Source organism: Arthrobacter sp. AOP36-A1-22, assembly GCF_052377615.1.
Lineage (GTDB): Bacteria > Actinomycetota > Actinomycetes > Actinomycetales > Micrococcaceae > Arthrobacter_H.
The window spans coordinates 53,494-72,923 of sequence record NZ_JBQSWX010000004.1 but is presented as its reverse complement, the minus strand read 5'-3'; the positions used below and the strand labels follow the sequence as shown (position 1 = coordinate 72,923).

The following is a 19,430-nucleotide window of genomic DNA, read 5'->3' as shown; positions in this document are numbered from 1 at the left end:
GGTGCAGGTACTGGCAGGCTATTGATTCGGCGGCAGGGTTATTTGAAGGCTGAGATGCCGGTGATGTCCCGGCCGACCAACAACGACTGGATCGAGTCGGTCCCTTCATAGGTGCTGACAATGTCCATATCGGTCAGATGCCGGGCGATATGGCGTTCGATGAGTACACCGTTCCCGGCGAGCATGTCCCGGGCCTCGTTGCAGATCCATTTGGCCTTCTGCGCGGTGGACATCTTGACCATGGAGGCCATCGGACCGGTGAGTCGGTCGGTCTCTGCCAGCTCGGCCATCCGGGTGCACATCAATTGCATGGCGGTGAGCTCGGAGAGCATATTGGCCAGCTTGTTCTGCACCAATTGGAAGCTGGCGATCGGTTGGCCGAATTGTTCGCGCTGACCGGCGTAGGTGGCGGCGATTTCGTAGGCGGCCATGGCGTGGCCTACCGCTTCCCAGGCGGCGCCGCCACGGGTTGCGGTGAGTACCCGGGAGACATCGCGGAAGGAGTGGCAGTTCTCCAGTTGGTTGGCCGCGGGAACGCGCAGTTCCGAGATCACGATATCGGATTGCCGGATCGCCCGTTTGCCCATTTTCCCGGTGATCACGGTGGGTTCGTATCCTGCGGGGTAGGTACCGTCGTCGTTCTTCTCCATGACGAATCCCTTGACCTGGCCGTCGGCTGCGTCACGGGCGAAGACGACGACGATATCGGCGGCATCCCCGTTGCCGATCCAGCGTTTATGCCCGTTGAGGACCCATTCTCCGCCCTCGCGGCGGGCGCTGGTTTCCAGGGCAACGGAGTCGGAACCGTGCTCTGGTTCGGTGAGCGCGAACGCCCCCGTGCGCTGAAGCGTGGCCATCTCCGGCAGCCAGCGTTGGCGTTGTTCCTCGCTGCCGAGCATGGCGATGGTCCCCATACCCAGCGATGAGTGCACGCCGATATAGGTGTTGATGGAGCCGTCGCCGCGGGAGATTTCGCGGGCGACGATTCCTGCCGCCCGGCGGCTCAACCCCGGGCACCCGTACCCTTCGATGGTGCCGCCGATGATGCCCAGGCCCGCCAAGCCGGGGCGAAGCTGGTGCGGGAACTCGGCCCGTTCCCAGTACTCATTGATGATGGGCAGGACATCCGTATCGACGTAGGCTCGGATCCTGTCGCGCAGGGCGATCTCCGCATCGTCGAGTTCCTCGTCGAGCAGGAAGTAGTCGCTGGTGACCGTCATACCGTTTTTCACGCTGCCATCCTGTGGTGGGGGGAACTGGCGGGTCGAGCAACCCGAACAATTTGCACACTAACTGCAAATTGTTTCTCGGGCAAGGGTTTTCGGTGGACCGGCGACCGTCTCAGCCGGCCGCCGACCGTGCTGCGGCGATGAAGGCGCGGATCAACCCGGTGTCCTTGACCCCGCGCCGGGATTCCACCCCGCTGGAGACGTCGGCGCCCGTGGCCCCCGAGCTGTTCAGCAGGGCCGCGACATTGTCCACGGTGAGCCCTCCGGCCAGCAGCCAGAATCCCTCAGGGGCCCGGCCGGCCAGCACCGAGGGGTCGAAGGTCTCACCGGCCCCGGGGTCGACGGCGTCCAGCAGGATCCGCTCGGCGGCCCACTCGGCGCGATCGGCCGAGGACAGGGCGGCATACGCCGGGGCGGAGAAGGCCCGCAGGGTGCGATAACCAGCCTCCTGGGCGGCGCGGATATCGGCCAGGGGTTCTTCACCATGCAATTGGACGGTGGACACTCCTGCCGCTGCCGCGGTGGACAGGACGACATCGAGGGGCTGGTTGCGGAAAACCCCTACGGTTTCGACCGTTGCGGGGACGTCGTTGATCAGTTGGCGGACCACCCCCGGCTCCACGGTCCGCACACTGCCGGGGGCGAAGATGAATCCCAGGGCATCGGCCCCGGCCTGGACGGCGGCAGCCACGGTTTCGGGCGTGCTCAACCCGCAGATCTTCACATAGCGTTCGGTCATGTCCGGGCTCCGCTCCTCGCCTCCGCCCGGCAGCTCGCCGGGGTGCTCCCCTAGTATCCTGCACGGGGCCGTGCCTCGGCCAGCCGTCCGAGGGCAGGGCCGGCGGATCAGTCGCCGGGTCGGTCGCCGTCGGAAACCCTGGTGTGGATGCGTTCGCCGTCTCCCCCGAAAATGCTCAGCACCTCCACGGATCGGCCATCCGCCGATCCCATGGCGTGCGGGATCCGGGTATCGAATTCGGCGGCCTCCCCGGGTTCGAGCACCAGGTCCCGATCCCCCAGCAGCAGGCGCAATTTCCCGGAGAGCACATACAGCCAGTCGTATCCATCATGCACGCGGGGCTCCGGCATGACTTGGCGTCCCGGATAGGTCATCCTGAACGTCTGCGTGGGCGAGTTCGGCGGAGACAGCCTGAGGGTCTGGATGCCGTGGTGCATGCTGCGGGTGGGGCGGACGCGCGGGTCGGGCACCTCGGCGGGGATGAGCTCGTCGATGCCGATGCGCAGCGCTCGGGTCAGCGGCAACAGCAGTTCCAGGCTGGCCTGGCGCTTGCCCGATTCAAGCCGCGAGAGCGTGGACACCGATATGCCGGTCTTGGAGGCCAGATCCTCCAGCGTCCGATCCTGCTTCACCCGGGCAGCCCGGAGTCGGGGGCCGATCTGCTCGAGAACCGTATCCTTCACATCTTTCCCTTCTTGCTGTTTCTGCAAAGATATTTGCCATCATAGCAGTGGGGGTTCCACAGTAGAAGCATGAAAACCAACAGCAACTACGACGTCATCATCATCGGCGCTGGCGCCGCGGGTCTCAGTGCAGCACTGATGCTCGGCCGCTCGCTCCGCAGCACGCTCGTCCTGGACACCGGCACCCCGCGCAACCGCTTCGCCGCAGGGATCCAGGGTGTCCTGGGCCACGACGGCACCGCCCCCGAGGACTTCTTGGCCCGCGGCCGTTCCGAGGTCGCCGGCTATGGCGTCCAGTTCGGCACGGCGGCAGCCGCAACCGTCGTGGCAACCGACGCCGGTATCACCGTGACCGATACCCAGGGCCGGCACCATGCTGCCCGCCGCCTCGTGGCCGCCACCGGAATCAGCGATGAACTCCCGCCGCTGCCCGGCCTCGCCGCGGGCTGGGGAACCGATGTGCTGCACTGCCCGTATTGCCACGGCTGGGAGGTCCGCGGTCAACGCCTCGGCATCCTGGCCACCTCGCCCATGGCCCTGCACCAGGCGCAGCTGATCCGCCAGTGGAGCGACGACGTCGTCCTCTTCAGCGCCGGCGCCGGGCCCATCGACGACGCACTGGCCACCACCCTGGCCTCCCGGGACGTGGTGATCGACAACCGGCAGGTCACCGGCATCCTCAGGAACGACGCCGGGGCCCTCACCGGGGTGCGGATGGTAGACGGCGGGCAACGGAACCTCGACGCCCTTTTCACCGCCGGTGAACTCCACCCCCAGGACGCCTACCTTGACGGACTGGGTTTGACGCGGGAGCAGACACCTTTTGGCAGCTTCATCGCCGCCGATCCCACCGGCAAAACCAGTCACCCGAGGATCTGGGCTGCCGGAAACCTCGTCGCCCCGATGGCCAATGTGCCGATGAGCATGTCGGCGGGCACGATGGCTGGCAGCATGGTCAACATGGATCTGGTGACCGAGGATTTCAACCACGCAGCACAGCAGGTTCACGCGGCATGAACGAACGGAGCAGCACCGACATGGAGCACCAACACCACCACGACGAGGCGCCCATCGAGCCGCGCGCCTTCTGGGAAGCCCGGTACGGCGAGCGCGAAAGGATCTGGAGCGGGGCTGCCAACCGGGCCCTGGTGGACGTTGTTTCCCCGCTGAAACCGGGCAGCGCCCTGGATCTGGGCTGCGGGGAAGGCGGGGATTCGCTCTGGTTGGCCGAGGCCGGCTGGACGGTCACCGGGGCGGATATTTCCACCACGGCCCTCGGACGGGCCGCCCAGGAGGCCCGCTCCCGCGGCCTGGGCGCCGAAGACGTCAACTGGCTTCAGGTCGATCTGGGCGAGGACTTCCCTCCGGGGACCTACGATCTGGTCTCCGCCTGCTTCCTGGCTTCCCCGGTGGACCTGCCCCGCGGGGAGGTCCTGCGCCGGGCCGCCGAAGCCGTGGCCTCCGGCGGCACCCTGCTGATCGTCTCCCATGCCGCCATGCCACCCTGGTCCCGGCACCGGCACGATCCCGGCGAGGCCCCCACCTCCCACGGCCCCCACGACTTCCCCACCCCCGCCGAGGAACTCGAACTCCTCGGACTCGACGAGGACCGGTGGACAGTCGTCACCGCGGAGGCCAGGCCGCGGCAGGCCACCGGCCCCGAGGGCGCCGTCGTCGACCTGGAAGACACCGTCATCGTCGCCCGGCGAAACTAGCAGGACCGGGCCCAGGGCATTGCCGGCCCCCGCGGCCGGCGGCCCTGGCCGGGCGGCCGGCTCAGAGCAGGCCGAACCAGCCCTTGGCGATGGCGGCGAAGGCCCCGACGAACGCGATGATCAGGATGAATGCCCGGGCATGACGGTCATGGACGTGGCGCTGGAGTCGTTCACCGCCGAAGATCCCCACCACGATCGCCAGGACGATCAGCGCCCAGTACCACCAGGGCAGGATGAGTTGCTGCTCCGGGGCGAGGAGGACCTTCGACACCACGGAGACGGTTCCGGTGACCGCGAAGAAAGGTTGCATGGTGGCGGCGAAGGAGCGTTGATCCCAACGGGTGAGGACCGCGTATGCACTGACCGCCGGGCCACCGACCCCTGCCATGGAGCTGGTCAGCCCCGACAGCGCCCCGGCGGCGGAACGGATGCCGGGGCCTCCGACGGCGACGCTGGAGCGGGAGAGGCCCAGCGAAAGGAGCAGGGCGATCAGCACGATGATGCCCACCGACAGGGAGAGGACCGCGGACTCCAGCCGGGTGGCGATGAGCGCCCCGATGACGGAGCCGACGACGCTGAAGGCGGCCAGCCAGCGGAACGCGGACCAGTTGATGTCCTTCCAGACCCGCGGGGTGATCAGCGTGGAGGAGACGACGCCGCAGATGTTCACCAGCAGCACCCCCTCATGGGGGCCGAGCAGCAACACCAGGAACGGTGAGGCCAGCATGGCGAATCCCAGCCCGGCGACCCGTTGGGCGACGGCACCGATGAACACCAGGGAGGCCGCCACGGCCAGGAGTTGAAGATCCACCGCTACAGCCTACTGGGGGGCCCTTGAAGTTTGCGTCGGTTCCGAGGAAGCTGAAAAAATCCCCACCGGGCCACGGCAACAATCTCCAGGAGGTACCTCCCATGGCAGGAACGGTCAGCGACTTCGTGATCGAGCGCATCAGGGATTGGGGGGTCAGCCGCGTTTTCGGTTTCCCCGGGGACGGGATCGGCGCCTTCGACGGCGCCCTGGGCCAGGCGGAGCGTGAGGACGACGGGGTGGATTACATCCGTCCGACCCACGAGGAGATCTGCTCGCTCATGGCCACTGCCCACGCCAAGTTCACCGGCGAGGTGGGGGTCTGCGTGGCAACCTCCTCCCCCGGGGTGTTCCATCTGCTCAACGGGCTCTACGACGCCCAGATGGACAACCAGCCCGTCGTGGCCTTCGTGGGGCAACAGGGGCTGAACGCGCTGGGCACCTTCGGCCAGCAGGTCAGCAATCTGGAACGGGCGTTGGCGGATGTTGCGGTCTACGTGCAGACGATCGTCTCCCCCGAACAGGCCCAGGCCGTCGTGGACACCGCTTTCCGCACCGCCCGCGTCCGGCTGGGCCCCGCCGTCGTCATCCTCCCGCACGATGTCCAGGACCAGAAGATGCCCGCACTGCGCCCGCAGAGCTGGGTCTCGCGCTCCAGCGCCGTCGCCCCCTCCACCGCCGTCGTCCCTGCCCACAGTGAGATCCTCAAGGCCGCCGAGATCATCAACGCCGGCTCCAAGGTGAGCTTCCTCGTCGGGCACGGCGCCAACGGGGCCACCGCCGAGGTCCTGAAGGCCGCCGAACTCCGGGGCGCCGGGATCATCACCGCGTTGCGGGCCAAACAAGTCATCCCCTCCGAGGTGCCCCACCATTCCCAACAGCTCGGACTGCTGGGATCGCGGCCCAGCGTGGAGCAGATGGCCGACTGCGACACCCTGGTGTTGCTGGGCACCAACTACCCCTATGCCCAGTTCCTGCCGGAATCAGGGCAGGCCCGGGCCGTCCAGGTCGATCTCAAACCCGAACAGATGGGGCTGCGCTACCCCACCGAGCTGAACCTCTGGGGGGACGTGAAGGAGACCCTCACCGCCCTGATCCCCCATCTGCAGGCCACCACGGACTTCTCCTGGCAGGAGCGTGTCGCGGCGGGCATGAAGGAATGGGAAGCGGAGATGGAGGCCGAAGCCATGGTCTCCTACGACGACGGGGTGAACCCGCGCCGGGTCTACCACGAGCTCAACCAGCGTCTTCCCCCGCGCGCCATCGTCACCGCCGATGCGGGCTCGACCGCCGACTGGTACGGCCACCACATCCGGCTGCGCGAAGGGATGATGGGGGACCTCTCCGGACGGCTGGCCACCATGGTGGCGGCGATGCCCTATGCCACGGCCGCGAAATTCGCCCACCCCGAGCGCAGCGTCATCTGCACGATCGGCGATGGCGCCTTCCAGATGCTGGGCATGAACGAGCTCATCACGATCAAGAAGTACCTCTCGCGGTGGCAGAACCCGCAGCTGATCATCCTGGTCCTGCATAACGACGACCTCAACCAGGTCTCCTGGGAGATGCGCACCGAGGACGGCAACCCGCTGTGGCCGGCTTCCCAGGACGTGGAGACCATGGACTATGCCGGCTACGCCGAACTCCTGGGCTTCCAGGGGATCCAGGTCAGGAGCGATGACGAGGTCGCCGCCGCCTGGGATGTCGCCTTCGCCCACCGGGGGGTGACCCTCATCGATGCCTACACCAGCAAGAGCGTCCCACCGCTGCCTCCGAAGGTCGCCTTCGAGTTCGCGAAGAACACCGGGATGGCCCTGCTCAAGGGCGACCCCGAGGGCCTCGATGTCATGGCCGATACGGCCAAGGCGGTGTTCACCGAAGGGGTGGAGCGGGTCAAGGACACCCTGCATCTGGGGCACGAGCAGAAGCCGGAATCCGGGAACGGGCGGTAACGCGCAACCGGGGACGAATAAGCCTTGCTGGGGGCAGGGCACCGGCCTACATTGGAAGGAACGTCAGCTCCGTTCCCAGGGGAGGAATCATGCGCGTCGTTCTGATCATCATTCGGCTGCTCTTGCTGGTGACGGCGGTCGTGGCCATCGTGGGTGCTTTCACGGTCGTGGGCAGCGAAGCAGGTCGTGAGTTCTTCCACAGCAACCAAAACATGTGGTCGGGCCTGCTGGGTCTGTTCGTGGCCTTCTCGGCCGGGATTTCCGTCGCCGGCGCCGTGAGCCCACGCTGGATCCTCGCCCACCCCGGCGGCGCCCTCTTCGCCCTGGTGCCCCTAGTGGTCCTCCTGCTCATCAGGTTCTATTCGGCGTTCGATCACCCCGTCACCCTGAACGTGGCCCTGCTGGGTGCCTTATTCGCGCTGCTCGCACTGCTTCTGCAGCCGGCCGCAGCGCTGGCCCTGCGCAAGGAAAACGCCCGACGCCCCCGCTCGGTGGACCGCGAACGGGCCTTCTAACTGAGTCCGGCTTCATCCATCGAGACGATGACCCGGCCCTCGCTCGTTCCGGCCAGCAGCGATTCGAAGGCCCGCGGCAGACTCTCAATCCCGGTGAATCCGGTGTGGATCCCGCGGACCGTGCCCTCGCGCACCCATTGGCCGACCTCGGCCTCGAACTGGGGGCGCAGGTCCTCGTGTTCGGTGACGGTGAAGCCGCGCATGGTCAGTTCCCCGTAGATCAGCCGGGTGTAGTTCCGGGGTGCCCCCGACCCGGTGCCCTTCGCCACCGCCCCGCAGATCACCACGCGGCCGCCGTGGCGGAGCATCTCCAGGGCGGCTTCGAGTTGGTCGCCGCCGACATTGTCATAGTAGAGGTCGATCCCCTCGGGCGCGGCCTGCCGCAGCAGGTCCAGGGCTTCGCCATCATGCCGGTTCACGGCGGCGTCGGCCCCCAGCGTGCCGGTGATCAGTTCGACCTTCTCCGCCGAGCCGGCGCAGCCGATCACCCGGGCCCCGCGGGCCTTGGCGAACTGTACGGCGCAGCTTCCCACCCCGCCGCCGGCGCCCGTGACATAGACGTCCTCCCCCGGCTGGACCCGGGCGACATGGATCATCCCGGTATAGGCGGTGAAGCCCACATGCCCCAGGATCGTGAGGTGGTCCTCCAAGGCCAGGTCCTCGGCTTCGGCGCCGATCCGGCGCAGTTCCCCGGCCTCGCAGACCTCGATGCTGCGCCAGTGGACCTTTCCCACGGCCAGATCCCCGACGGCGAACGCCTCGCTGGCCGATTCGATGACCTCGACGACTGCGTCGCTGGCGGGGGTGTCCCCCACCCCGATGCCCGGGCCGTAGGCCGTGCCTTCGCTGCCGATCCGTGAGGCCAGCCCGGCATTCAGGCCCAGGCGGCGGATGGCCACAAGGACCTGCCCCGGTCCGGGGTCGGGCGTCTCGGCGTCGAAGACCCCGAAGTCCGCTGCGGTGACGGTGGAGTCGGGCAGGGCCGTGAGCTGGATTTCCTGACTTTTCATGCCCCCACCGTAGACCCGCCCCGTGCCACCCCCCAAGGTTTGGCACGGGACGGGAGTCATGCGGTCTTCCACCTCCGCCGGGGCGGATTCCCGGCTCTAGACCGGATGCGTGGAGACGAGTTTGGCGTGGACGACGATGTTGTCCTCATGCCGCAGGGTGGCCTTGTCGAACGGTCCCCCGCAGGTGATCACCCGCAGCTCGGCATCGTCGGTATTGGCGTAGGTCCCCGCGCTGGAGAAGGCGTCCTTCTTGGTCTGGATGATCTGGGTGACCTTGAAGACGGCGACCTTGCCGTCGGCGCGGGTCACCGAGATCTCGTCCTTCTTGCGCAGGTCCCCGAGCTTGAAGAACACCGCCGGGCCTTCGTCCTTGGTGGCAGTGACATGCCCCAGCAGCACGGCGGGGCCTTGTTCACCCGGTGAGGGGCCGCGCTTATACCAACCGGCCGGTGCGTCCGGGTCCAACGGGGGGACCCCGATGGTTCCATCGGCCTTGAGGCCGACGTTGAGCAGATCGGTATCGACGTCGATGGCCGGGATCTGCAGGCGGACCGGCTGCGAACGCTTCAGCGGCTTCGGAGCCGGAGCCTGGGTCTGCTTGGGCTTGGGTTTCGGTTTCGGGGCCTTCGACGATGACTCGGTGGTGGTCTTGGTCGGGGTGGCCGACGGCATGGCCGTCGGCGGTGGCGAGGTGGTGGGGGGCGCGCTGGGCGTGTCCGCGATGGCCTCGGAGGCCGGCGGCGAGGGCGGTGGTGCTTCCCCCCGCGCGCCGACTCCGATCAGGACTGCTCCGACGAGGCCGACCGTTGCGGTCACCGCTATCGCGGTGATGCGACGACCGCGGCCGTTGCGTGGGTTTTTCCGTGCGTGCTTCATCGGTTCCAGTCCTTTTCTTCTCCGGGGGTGCCTTTCCTAGTTCTGGTCTGCCTGACGACGGCGGACCATGAAGACACCGGCGCCGGCAGCTGCCAGAACCAGGCCGCCACCCAGGGCCATCGTGGAGGCGTCCATGCCGGCGGTGCTGCCACCACCGGTTTCAGGGTTGCCCTGAGGCATGTCCATCTGCCCGGCCGTCAACGTCCCGCACAGTGCGGGCGCGGTGGCTGCCAACGGCAGTTCGGGAACCAGTGGTGACTTGGCCTCCTGGGCGTCTGCGCCCAGGGTGGCCGGGTCGAGTCCGTGCACGACGACGGAGGCCTGGCCGTTCTTGATCCCGTCGATCGTCTTCTGGTTCATTTCGAAGGTGCGCTCATAGGTGAAGCTGTCACCCATGCCGGCGACTTCCAGGTCGGTGGCCGCCTTGGCACTGGTGTCTCCCTTGGTGGACAACGTGGTGGCCACCTCGCCGTAGGCGGAGCCGCCCTCGGGGGTGCTGACCACGCCGTCGCCGTTCTTGTCGTTGGCGATGGTCGGGCACTTGCCCGTGTCGTTCACGGTCACGTGGACGTGCTGGACGTGCGGGTACGGGTCGCCGTCGAAGGACTTGGCCAGGCCACTGACCTTCTCCGAGACCGTGGCCATGTTCCCGTCCAGGGTGATCGAAGCGGATCCGGAGGCCCCGCTGCCGTTTTGTTCGGTCAGCTGGGCCGAGTAGGAATCCGCTGCCTGGGCCCCTGCCGCGGAGAACGCGACCATACCCAGCGCCATTGCCGGCACGGCCAGTAGTTGGAGGTTCTTCTTCATGATCTTTTCCTTCCATCGGTGGCCCCCGTCTGAAGCGGCGGAAACCGGTGTTCGTGATGCGTTCATGATTCACAACACCTTCTGGTGGTGTCGCACAACACATTCGGAACCCTGCGCGTGTCCGGATTGGAAAGATCGTGAATTATTTTTCTGCCGCGCCTGAACCACCTTCGGCCAACCGCCGTTTCGTCTTGGCGGTGGCCGTGGAAGACCACGGGTCCTCGGGCCACGGATGCTTGGGGTACTTCCCGCGCATCTCCGCCCTGACCTGCGCGTAGGGGCCCGACCAGAACGAGGCCAGATCATCGGTCACCGCCAGGGCGCTGCCGCGCGGGGACAATAGATGGAACAACACCGGCACCCGCTCGTCGACCAGCCGGGGAGTTTCGGCCCACCCGAAGCATTCCTGCAATTTCACCGCGACGACGGGACGGGCCTGCTCGTCACCGATCGCCGGGTAATCGATGCGAACGTTGGACCCGCTGGGGACCTTGAGGCGCTCGGGGGCCAGCTCCGCGAAGCGCGAGGCCTGCGGCCAGGGCAGGAGCCGGCGCAACGGTTCGGCCAGATCGACCGACTTCACGCCGGCCCCGGCGGCCAACGCCTGGAGTTCGGGGCCCAACCAGTCATCCAACCGGCCCAGCAGGGCGCTCTCGCTGACATCGGGCCACGGGGCGCCGAGTTCTCGGTGCAGCAAGGCCATCCGGCGGCGCAGCCCATCGGCTCGGGCGGAGAAACCGATGATGTCCAGCCCACCGGTTTCCAGGGCGGTGGCGACGGCCGCGGCCGCCTCTTCCACGGAGGCGCGGACCGGCGTCGTGCCCAGGACGATGGACCCCAGCCGGCGTTCCCTCCGGGCCAGGACCCGACCCGATTCGAACCGGGCGTGGACCCGGTCGGTCAGCAGATGTCCGGCGGCGGCTTCGGCCGTCTCGGCATCCAACGGTGCCGCGGAGCGGATGACGGCCCCGGTTCCGGCGGCGGCCCGGCCCGCCGCGCGGGAGACCTCGGCGACGGCCAACCACGGCTGCCCTGCCAGCGAGGACCCGGCAGGCAGTCCGGCGCGGGTGCCCGAGGCCAACAGGTAGCTCTGGCCCGCCCCTGATTCGACCCTGCGGGCGATCCGGTCGGGGTAGGCTAGGGCGACGATGAGTCCTGCCTCCGCGGGGGCACCGGGCCCCGAGGCCACGGCGGTGGCAGCGGCGGGGGCCGCGGGCGCCCGGGTGCGGGCCAGGATGGCCTCCAGCCGGGTGGTCTCGCGTTTCCAACTCCGGCTCGCGGGGTCGGACCCGGAGCGCAGGGCCGCCAGCAGCCGGGTCAGATCGGCTCCCGGGGCGCGGGCCTCACCGGCGACCATGGCCACGATCTCGGCGACGGAACGGGCCGCTGCCTTGCGGTTCGTCCCGGCTTGGTGACCGGGAGCTGCCGCCTGCTGCCAGGCGGTCCCGTCGATCAGCGCCCGGGCGAGGCGCGGTTCGGCGGGGATGCCCGAGAGGGTCCGGCCCAGCCCGGTGGCCAGCCCGTTCACGTCGATGGCCCCGAGTTCGGTCAGCACGGCCAGCGCGTCGGCCAGGGTGGTCCGTGGCGGTTCCTGCGGCAGTTTCAGTCCCCTGGCACCGGGGGCGCCCCAGCAGGCCAGGGTCAGGGCCGCGCCGGTCAGTTCGGCGACGGCGATTTCCGGGGTCGGATGCCCCGGGGCGGCGCCGAAGGTCTTCTGGTCGTAACAGCGCACCACGGTTCCCGGTCCCTGCCGTGCGGCGCGACCGGCTCGCTGATCGGCCGAGGCCCGGGAGGCCGAGACCGTGACCAGGCCGGTCATGCCGCGGGTGGCATCGCGGCGGGGTTCACGGGCGAGCCCGGAGTCGATCACCAGCCTCACGCCGGGGACGGTCAGCGAGGATTCGGCCAGCGACGTGGAGACGACCACGCGTGGCGGGTCCCCCGCGTCCCGGCCCTTCACGGCCCGGTCCTGGCTGGCACTGTCGATCTGCCCGTGCAGTTCCAGCACTTCGACGCCCGCGCCGACCCGGCGGCGTAGTGCCCCGGCCACCTGGGCGACTTCCCAGGCCCCGGGGACGAAGACCAGGGCGTCGACGGCGGGGTCGGCGACCAGCGCGCTGTGGTGGGCGGTCGTGGCGGTGGTGGCCACATGATCCAGGAAGGCCCGCGTGACCCCGCGGTCATCCAGCCGGGCCACCGCGGCCGGTTCCCAGCGGGTCTCCAACCGGTGCAGTGCCGAGGGGCAGTCGATCACCGGGGCCGGGCCTTCGCCGTCGGCCGTGGACAACAGGGCGGCAAAACGGGGGGCGTCCAGGGTCGCCGACATGGCCAGGAAGGTCAGATCGCCGCGCAGTTCGTGGACCTCGGCGAGCAGGCCCAGCAGCAGATCGGTGTCCAGGGCCCGCTCGTGGACCTCGTCGATGATGACGGCGCCGATACCCTCCAGCCCGGGATCGGCCAGGAGCCGACGCAACAGGATCCCCGGGGTCACGAATTCGACCCGGGTGGCGGGCCCGGCGTGGTGTTCGCCGCGGACCGTGTATCCGACCCGGTCCCCGACCCGGCTGCCGTCGAGCTGGGCCAGGCGTCGTGCCGCGGCGCGGGCGGCGACCCGGCGGGGCTGGGTGACGATCACCCGGCCGGCCAGATTCGCCACCAGGGGTGGCACCAGGGTGGTCTTGCCGGTCCCCGGCGGCGCCTGGACGACGGCGGTGCCGGCCGGGGCGTTTGCGGCCAGGGCGTCCTCGAGGGCGGGCAGCGAGGCGGCGAAGACCAGCCCTGCTCCGAGGGTTTCCAGGTCGAAGGGCCGGTCGGCGCCGGGGGGCGGGGAAGTCACCCACCCATTGTGCCCGGTGGTGCCGCGGGCCCGGGACCGAACCGGGCCGGGCCGTGCCGGACACCGATCAGTCGAAGACCAGCACCAGCCGTCCACGGATCCCGCCGGCTTCGAGCAGGCGGTGCGCTTCGGCGGCACGGTCGGCCGGCAGGACGTCGGCGACCCGCAGGCTCAGCTGGCCGGCGTCGACGAGCCGGCGTAGCTCGTCGAGCTTCCCGTCCGAGTGGTAGTCGGCGGGGACGAAGACCTGGTGGATGGTGATGCCACGTTCGGTGGGACCGTTGAAGCCGCGCACGGTGGCGAAACCGCCCCCGTCCTTGACGGCCGGCAGCGCCACCTCGTGCTGGACCGCGGCGTCGAGCAGACCGTCGACTCCCTCGGGGTGGAGTCCGCGGATCTGCTGGGCGACGTCCGCACCGCGCGGGACCAGCTGATCGGCTCCGAGGTCCTCGACCAGTTCCCGGTCTTGGGGCGCGAAATCGGCCACCACCGTCAACCCGGCCTGTGTGGCCAACTGGATCGTGTAGCCGCCCAAGGTTCCTGCGGCCCCGGTGACCGCCAGGACCTGCCCGGGCTGCAGGTCCAGCCGCCGCAGTGCCTGCATCGCCGTCAACCCGTTCATCGGCAACGTGGAGGCTGCCTCGAGGGTGGTTCCGGCGGGGATCCCGGCCACCGAATCGGCGTCGGCCACCAGGTAGGAGACGTAGGCGCCTCCGTGTTCGCCATCGGGGACGGCCATGGCCATGACCTCGTCGCCGAGGGCGAAGCCTGCCCCGTCCCCGACCTCGTCGATGACGCCCGCGGCATCCATGCCCGGCACGTACCGGGGCTCCTTCGCCTCGGTGACCGCCGCGTTGGCGCCGGTGCGGATCGAGGTGTCCGTGGGGCTGACGGCGGTGGCACGGACCTTGATTCGTACCTGGCCCGGGCCGGCATGGGGCTCGGGGACCTCGTGGATGGCGAGGGCTTCCGGCCCTCCGAATTCTGTGACTCCAATGACCTTCATAGGGGCGACAACGGCCCCGAAGGGCCGACTATTCCGAGGCGCGCGGTGACCTGGGGCCCGGATATTCAACGACCCGACCCAAAGAATGACATGATCGGACGTGACCACGCCCCCTGACATGTAGGGTCCTGATGTACCTTCCCGCGAGCTTGCCCAGCCCCGATCCCGCCCTGTCCCAGCTGAACCTGGGGCCGTTGACGATCCACACCTATGCCCTGTGCATCCTGGCCGGCATCGCCGCCGCCATCGTGATCACCCAGCGCCGCCTGAAACGACGGGGAGGCAATCCCGAGGTCGTCCTCGACGTCGTGCTGTGGTGTGTGCCGCTGGGGCTGGTCGGCGCCCGTTTCTACCATGTGTTCACGCATATCAGCGACTACTTCTACCCCGGTGCCGACCCCTGGGACATCATCAAGATCTGGGACGGCGGCAACGCCCTCTACGGTTCGCTGCTCGGTGGTGCGCTCGGCGTGTTCATCGGCTGCCGGCGGGCCGGGGTCCGTTTCCTGTCCTTCGCCGACGCGGTGGCCCCGGCCATGCTCGTGGCCCAGGCGATCGGCCGGTTGGGCAACTGGTTCAACCACGAACTCTTCGGCCTGCCGACCACACTGCCCTGGGGTCTGGAGATCGAGTCCTCGAACCCGAACTTCCCCGCCGACGCAGCCATCGGCACCCTGTTCCACCCATTGTTCCTGTACGAGATCATCTGGAACCTCATCGGCGTCGCCGTCATCCTGTGGCTCGAGCGGCGGATGCGTGCCCGCTGGGGCCGCGCACTGGGCCTCTACCTCATCTGGTACGGCCTGGGCCGCAGCTGGCTCGAGGCCATCCGGATCGACCCGACCTCGGACGTGTTCCTGGGCATCCCGGCCAATATCTGGGCCTCCTTCGCCGCCATCGCGGTGGGCCTGGCGATCGTCATCGTCCAGGGGGTCCGCCATCCGGAGGCGGAGACCTCGGTCTACCGCGAGGGCTTCGAGCCGGTGGCCGAAGACACCACGGACGAGAGCACGACGGCGGAGGCAGCCCCCGAGGATTCCTCCGCGGATCCTGCCGAGCCGGCTCCGACATCAGCTCCGGAGTCGGCTCCAGAGGACCACGGCTCCGACCGTTCGACGTCGCCGGACGCCTAGGCACTTCGGGTCTAGCCAGTTCCAGCAGCACTCCAGCGGGGTTCCCGACCATATGGTCGGGGACCCCGCTGTTTTTCCACGGGCCCCTCACAGGGTTGGTTTCCCGGGCTTTCCGTGGGGTGCCTTCGATAGAATCGAAGACATGTTCGAATCAACGAGGACCCCGGAAACCCCGACGGCAGGACCTGCCCCCGGGGTGCTGACCTCGCTGTTGGACCTGTTGCCCATTTTGGGCACCGCCGGCCTGGACGAGGCCGGCCTCATCGACGTCCTGGCCGGCGCCGAAGCAGCGAAGAACGCCTTGTCCGGTCTCCAGGCCCGGGCAGCGGTGGCCCTGGACGCGGCCGTGCGCACCCGCCACCTGGCCGAAGGCCTCCCGGCGGAGAAGGCCGGGGCCGGGGTCCACACCCAGGTCGCGTTGGCCCGGTCCGAATCCCCGCATGCCGGGCACCGGCTGGTGGGGATGGCCCAGGCCGTGGTGAACGAGATGCCCCATGCCCACCACGCTCTGGCCACCGGCCGACTCAGTGAATGGCGGGCCACCCTGCTGGTGCAGGAAACCGCCTGCCTGGACGCGGAGCAACGCCGTCAGGTCGCTGAACAACTGTTGGCCGACCCTTCAGTGCTCGAAGGCGTCGGGACCCGGGCCTTGGTGGCCCGGGCCAGGAAATTGGCCTACGCGGCCTCACCGTCGGCGGTGGTGGACCGGGCCCGCCGGGCGGTGAAGGACCGCAGGGTCTCCCTGCGACCTGCCCCTGACACCATGTCGATCTTGTCCGGGTTGTTGCCGGTGGCCCAGGGCGTTTCGGTGCTCAAGGCCCTGACGATGGAAGCTGACCGGTTGGTGGGTATCGGTGATGGCCGCTCCCGCGGGCAGATCATGGCCGATACCCTGGTCGAGCGTCTGACCGGTCGGGCCAGCGCGGCTGCGGTGCCGGTGGCGATCCAGTTGGTCATGACCGACCGGGCGTTATTCCAGGGTGATGGCGAACCGGCGTTCCTTCCCGGGTACGGGGTCATCCCGGCCCAAGTGGCTAGGGATCTGATCCGCCGGGCCGGTGGCCTTCGTACCCCCGGGACCAGTACCGGCGGGGCTGATGATCTTCCCGCCCCACAGCAGTTGGCGTGGCTCCGGCGGCTGTATACGGCCCCGGAGACCGGGGAGCTGGTCGCGATGGACTCGCGTACGCGGATCTTTCCTGCGGGGTTGGCTCGTTTCATCGAGACCCGCGACCAGTGTTGCCGTAGCCCGTGGTGTGATGCCCCGGTCCGTCACCACGACCACGTGCTGGGGTGGGCTGCCGGGGGCAGGACCACCGCAGCGAATTCCGCGGGCCTGTGTGCTGAGTGCAATTACAGCAAGGAAGCCCCCGGGTGGAGGACCGAAACCGTGACCGGGGCCCGGCATACCACGGTGGTCACCACCCCGACCGGCCACCACTACCGGTCCCAGGCACCACCGCTGCCCGGAGACACCAGCTGAGACCCACCGGCCAGCAAGGCCTACAGGTCCAGTTGGGCCCGCAGATAGGGTGCCGTCCGGCTGCCCGGCGTCGCCGCGACGTCGGCGGGGGTGCCTTCGGCCATGATCTTCCCGCCGGCATCACCGCCGGAGGGACCCAGGTCGATCACCCAATCGGCGGCGGCCACCACATCCATCTCGTGTTCGACCACGACCACCGTGTTCCCGGCGTCGACCAACCGGTTCAGTTGGGCCAACAGCAGCTGTACGTCGGCCGGATGCAGTCCCGTCGTCGGCTCGTCGAGCAGGTAGAGCGTATGGCCGCGGCGGGCCCGCTGGAGTTCGGTGGCCAGCTTGATCCGCTGCGCCTCCCCGCCGGAGAGTTCGGTGGCCGGTTGCCCCAGCCGCAGATAGCCGAGCCCGACCTGCACCAGGGTCTCCAGGCTGCGCGCGGCAACGGGGACCTCCGCCAGGACGTCGGTGGCTTCATCGACACTGAGGGCGAGGATCTCGGCGATGTTCAACCCGCGATAGGTCACCTCGAGCGTCTCGGGGTTGTAGCGGGTTCCGTGGCATACCGGGCAGGGGCCGTAGCTTCCGGGCAGGAACAGCAGTTCGACGGCGATGTACCCCTCGCCCAGGCAGTTCTCACACCGGCCGCCGGCCACGTTGAAGGAGAACCGTCCGGCCCCGTAGCCGCGGCTCCGGGCCAACTCGGTGGCGGCAAACGTCTTGCGGACTGCGTCGAAGAGGCCGGTATAGGTGGCCAGGTTCGATCGAGGGGTCCGTCCGATGGGCTTCTGGTCGACCTTGACCAGCCGTCCGATGCGCTCGGCCCCCAGGATGGCCTTCACATGCAGCGTCTCCTCATCGGCCCCGGCGGCGCCATCGTCGTCGGCCGGTTCCACGGCGGGGGTCCGGACCAGTTCACCGACCGCATCGGCGAGCACCCGGCTGACCAGCGTCGATTTACCCGACCCCGAGACACCGGTGACCGCGGTGAGCACCCCCAACGGGATGCGCACATCCAGGTCCACCAGGTTGTGCAGCCCCACCCCCTGCAGTTCCAGTTCCCCTTCGGGCCTCCTCCCGGCGGAACCCCGACGGGGCCGGTCCTCCGCGTCGAAGAGGAAGGACCTGGTGATCGAGCCCTTCACCGCTTTCAGCCCGTCGACCGGCCCGGAGTAGAGCACCTCTCCCCCGCCTTCACCGGCCCGTGGACCGACGTCGACGATCCACCCGGCCCGGCGGACCACATCCATGTTGTGTTCGACGACGAACACCGAGTTGCCTCCGGCCTTCAGTTCTTCCAACACGGCCAGCAACGGTTCGGCATCGGCGGGATGCAGTCCTGCGGAGGGTTCGTCCAGGACGTAGACCACCCCGAACAGTCCGGAGCGCAGTTGGGTGGCGATCCGCAGCCGCTGCATCTCCCCCGGGGACAGTGTGGTGGTCCCGCGGTAAAGGCTCAGGTAGCCGAGCCCGAGCCCGATCAACACGTCGAGCCGCTCGACCAGATCGGCGGCAACCGTTGCGGCGACCTCACTGTGCTCGCCCGAGGACCCCGAGGACGGGGCCGCGGTGGATTCGTAATCCTCCTCGGTCAGCCCGGCCGTGGGTTGGAGTAGCTGGGCCAGCTCTCCAAGCGGGAGCCGGTTGATCTGGGAGATCGACCGGCCGGCGAAGGTGACGGCGAGCGCCTCGGCGGTCAGACCGGTCCCGCCGCAGGCACGGCACGGCCCGGAGACCATGAACCCCAGGACCTTCTCCCGCATGGTCGCCGATTTGGATTCGGCCAGCGTGTGCATCACATGGGACTTCGCGCTCCAGAAGCGGCCCTTATAGGGTTTGGCGATGCGGTCGCGTTCCGGGGTGACATGGACGACGGGTTGTTCATCGGTGAACAGCAGCCAGTCCCGGTCCTGCTGCGGCAGCATATGCCAGGGGGAGTCGACGTCGTACCCGAGTTCGGTGGCCACGTCCCGCAGGTTCTTTGCCTGCCAGGCCCCCGGCCAGGCGGCAATGGCCCCCTCGCGGATGGTCAGCGACGGATCCGGGACCAGGGTCTCCTCGGTGACGGTATGGGAGACACCCAACCCGTGGCACTCCGGGCAGGCGCCGACGGCGGTATTGGGTGAGAAGGCGTCGGAATCCAGCCGGGTGGCACCCTGGGGGTAGCTGCCGGCCCGCGAAAAGAGCATGCGCAGCGAGTTCGACAACGTGGTCAGGGTCCCGACGCTCGAGCGTGAGCTCGGCGAGCCACGCCGCTGCTGCAGGGCGACGGCCGGGGGCAGCCCGGTGATCGATTCGACCTTCGGGGTGTTGCCTTGCTGGATGAGCCGGCGGGCATAGGGGGCCACCGACTCGAGGAAACGGCGCTGCGCCTCGGCGAAGATCGTGCCGAAGGCCAGCGAGGATTTCCCCGAACCGGAGACCCCGGTGAACGCGACGATGCTGTCCCGCGGGACATCCACGTCCACTTCGACCAGGTTGTTCTCCCGGGCCCCGCGGACCCTGACGAAACCATCAGAAACACTCCGGCCGGGAACCATCTGCGGCCCGGCATCCGCCTTGGATTCACTCACCCGTCGAGCCTAACAACTGAGCGCCCTTCCACCGGTAGATGACGACGTCAAATGGGTCATGACCCCTTGCGAAG

16 protein-coding genes are annotated in these 19,430 nt (G+C 68.7%); 6 read left to right on the top strand and 10 right to left on the bottom strand.

Going from position 1 to position 19,430, the window contains the following annotated elements; all coding sequences use genetic code 11:
• Window positions 1–38 precede the first annotated feature (38 nt).
• From ACT3S2_RS03850 to ACT3S2_RS03840, 3 genes are all read right to left on the bottom strand, one after another.
• A complete protein-coding gene (locus tag ACT3S2_RS03850) occupies window positions 39–1,232 on the bottom strand; it encodes an acyl-CoA dehydrogenase family protein (protein ID WP_444554957.1) in 1,194 nt (397 codons plus the stop codon).
• Between the two features lie 109 nt (window positions 1,233–1,341).
• Window positions 1,342–1,968, bottom strand: coding sequence for a phosphoribosylanthranilate isomerase (locus ACT3S2_RS03845; protein ID WP_444561258.1), 627 nt, complete (start codon window positions 1,966–1,968; stop codon window positions 1,342–1,344).
• 107 nt (window positions 1,969–2,075) lie between these two features.
• Complete coding sequence (locus tag ACT3S2_RS03840; protein WP_444554955.1) at window positions 2,076–2,651, bottom strand: helix-turn-helix domain-containing protein; 576 nt, start codon at window positions 2,649–2,651, stop codon at window positions 2,076–2,078.
• A gap of 69 nt (window positions 2,652–2,720) precedes the next feature.
• Between ACT3S2_RS03840 and ACT3S2_RS03835 the strand changes: the two genes are divergently transcribed.
• Complete coding sequence (locus tag ACT3S2_RS03835) at window positions 2,721–3,668, top strand: NAD(P)/FAD-dependent oxidoreductase (protein ID WP_444561257.1); 948 nt, start codon at window positions 2,721–2,723, stop codon at window positions 3,666–3,668.
• Complete coding sequence (locus ACT3S2_RS03830) at window positions 3,665–4,366, top strand: methyltransferase (RefSeq protein WP_444554953.1); 702 nt, start codon at window positions 3,665–3,667, stop codon at window positions 4,364–4,366. Before ACT3S2_RS03835 ends, ACT3S2_RS03830 begins: the two co-directional genes overlap by 4 nt.
• 61 nt (window positions 4,367–4,427) lie before the next feature.
• Here ACT3S2_RS03830 and ACT3S2_RS03825 read toward each other — a convergent pair whose 3' ends face one another.
• Window positions 4,428–5,177, bottom strand: coding sequence for a sulfite exporter TauE/SafE family protein (locus ACT3S2_RS03825; RefSeq protein ID WP_444554952.1), 750 nt, complete (start codon window positions 5,175–5,177; stop codon window positions 4,428–4,430).
• Window positions 5,178–5,278: 101 nt separating this feature from the next.
• Here ACT3S2_RS03825 and ACT3S2_RS03820 point away from each other — a divergent pair, with 101 nt between their 5' ends.
• Together ACT3S2_RS03820 and ACT3S2_RS03815 are read left to right on the top strand one after the other, a co-directional pair.
• Complete coding sequence (locus tag ACT3S2_RS03820) at window positions 5,279–7,126, top strand: thiamine pyrophosphate-requiring protein (RefSeq protein WP_444561256.1); 1,848 nt, start codon at window positions 5,279–5,281, stop codon at window positions 7,124–7,126.
• An 89-nt stretch (window positions 7,127–7,215) separates the two neighbouring features.
• A complete protein-coding gene (locus tag ACT3S2_RS03815; protein WP_444554950.1) occupies window positions 7,216–7,641 on the top strand; it encodes a hypothetical protein in 426 nt (141 codons plus the stop codon).
• Here the strand turns inward: ACT3S2_RS03815 and ACT3S2_RS03810 are convergent.
• From ACT3S2_RS03810 to ACT3S2_RS03790, 5 genes are all read right to left on the bottom strand, one after another.
• Window positions 7,638–8,651 (bottom strand): zinc-binding dehydrogenase, encoded by a 1,014-nt coding sequence (locus ACT3S2_RS03810; protein ID WP_444554949.1) that lies wholly within the window; start codon window positions 8,649–8,651, stop codon window positions 7,638–7,640. The genes ACT3S2_RS03815 and ACT3S2_RS03810 overlap by 4 nt on opposite strands.
• A 96-nt stretch (window positions 8,652–8,747) precedes the next feature.
• Window positions 8,748–9,527 carry a class F sortase gene (locus tag ACT3S2_RS03805; protein WP_444554948.1) on the bottom strand — a complete coding sequence of 260 codons (780 nt, stop codon included), beginning with the start codon at window positions 9,525–9,527 and terminating at the stop codon, window positions 8,748–8,750.
• 36 nt (window positions 9,528–9,563) lie between these two features.
• Complete coding sequence (locus ACT3S2_RS03800; protein ID WP_444554947.1) at window positions 9,564–10,334, bottom strand: hypothetical protein; 771 nt, start codon at window positions 10,332–10,334, stop codon at window positions 9,564–9,566.
• Between the two features lie 142 nt (window positions 10,335–10,476).
• Window positions 10,477–13,170, bottom strand: a complete 2,694-nt coding sequence (gene hrpB / locus ACT3S2_RS03795; RefSeq protein WP_444561255.1) for an ATP-dependent helicase HrpB — start codon at window positions 13,168–13,170, stop codon at window positions 10,477–10,479.
• A 67-nt stretch (window positions 13,171–13,237) separates the two neighbouring features.
• A complete protein-coding gene (locus ACT3S2_RS03790; protein WP_444561254.1) occupies window positions 13,238–14,176 on the bottom strand; it encodes an NADP-dependent oxidoreductase in 939 nt (312 codons plus the stop codon).
• 131 nt (window positions 14,177–14,307) lie between these two features.
• Between ACT3S2_RS03790 and lgt the strand changes: the two genes are divergently transcribed.
• Together lgt and ACT3S2_RS03780 are read left to right on the top strand one after the other, a co-directional pair.
• Window positions 14,308–15,309 (top strand): prolipoprotein diacylglyceryl transferase, encoded by a 1,002-nt coding sequence (lgt, locus tag ACT3S2_RS03785; RefSeq protein WP_444561253.1) that lies wholly within the window; start codon window positions 14,308–14,310, stop codon window positions 15,307–15,309.
• A 142-nt stretch (window positions 15,310–15,451) separates the two neighbouring features.
• The gene (locus ACT3S2_RS03780) at window positions 15,452–16,792 is read left to right on the top strand and encodes an HNH endonuclease (protein ID WP_444561252.1); all 1,341 of its coding nucleotides are present in this window, start codon (window positions 15,452–15,454) and stop codon (window positions 16,790–16,792) included.
• Between the two features lie 20 nt (window positions 16,793–16,812).
• Here the strand turns inward: ACT3S2_RS03780 and uvrA are convergent, their stop codons facing one another.
• Complete coding sequence (gene uvrA / locus ACT3S2_RS03775) at window positions 16,813–19,323, bottom strand: excinuclease ABC subunit UvrA (RefSeq protein ID WP_444561317.1); 2,511 nt, start codon at window positions 19,321–19,323, stop codon at window positions 16,813–16,815.
• Window positions 19,324–19,430: the final 107 nt, after the last annotated feature.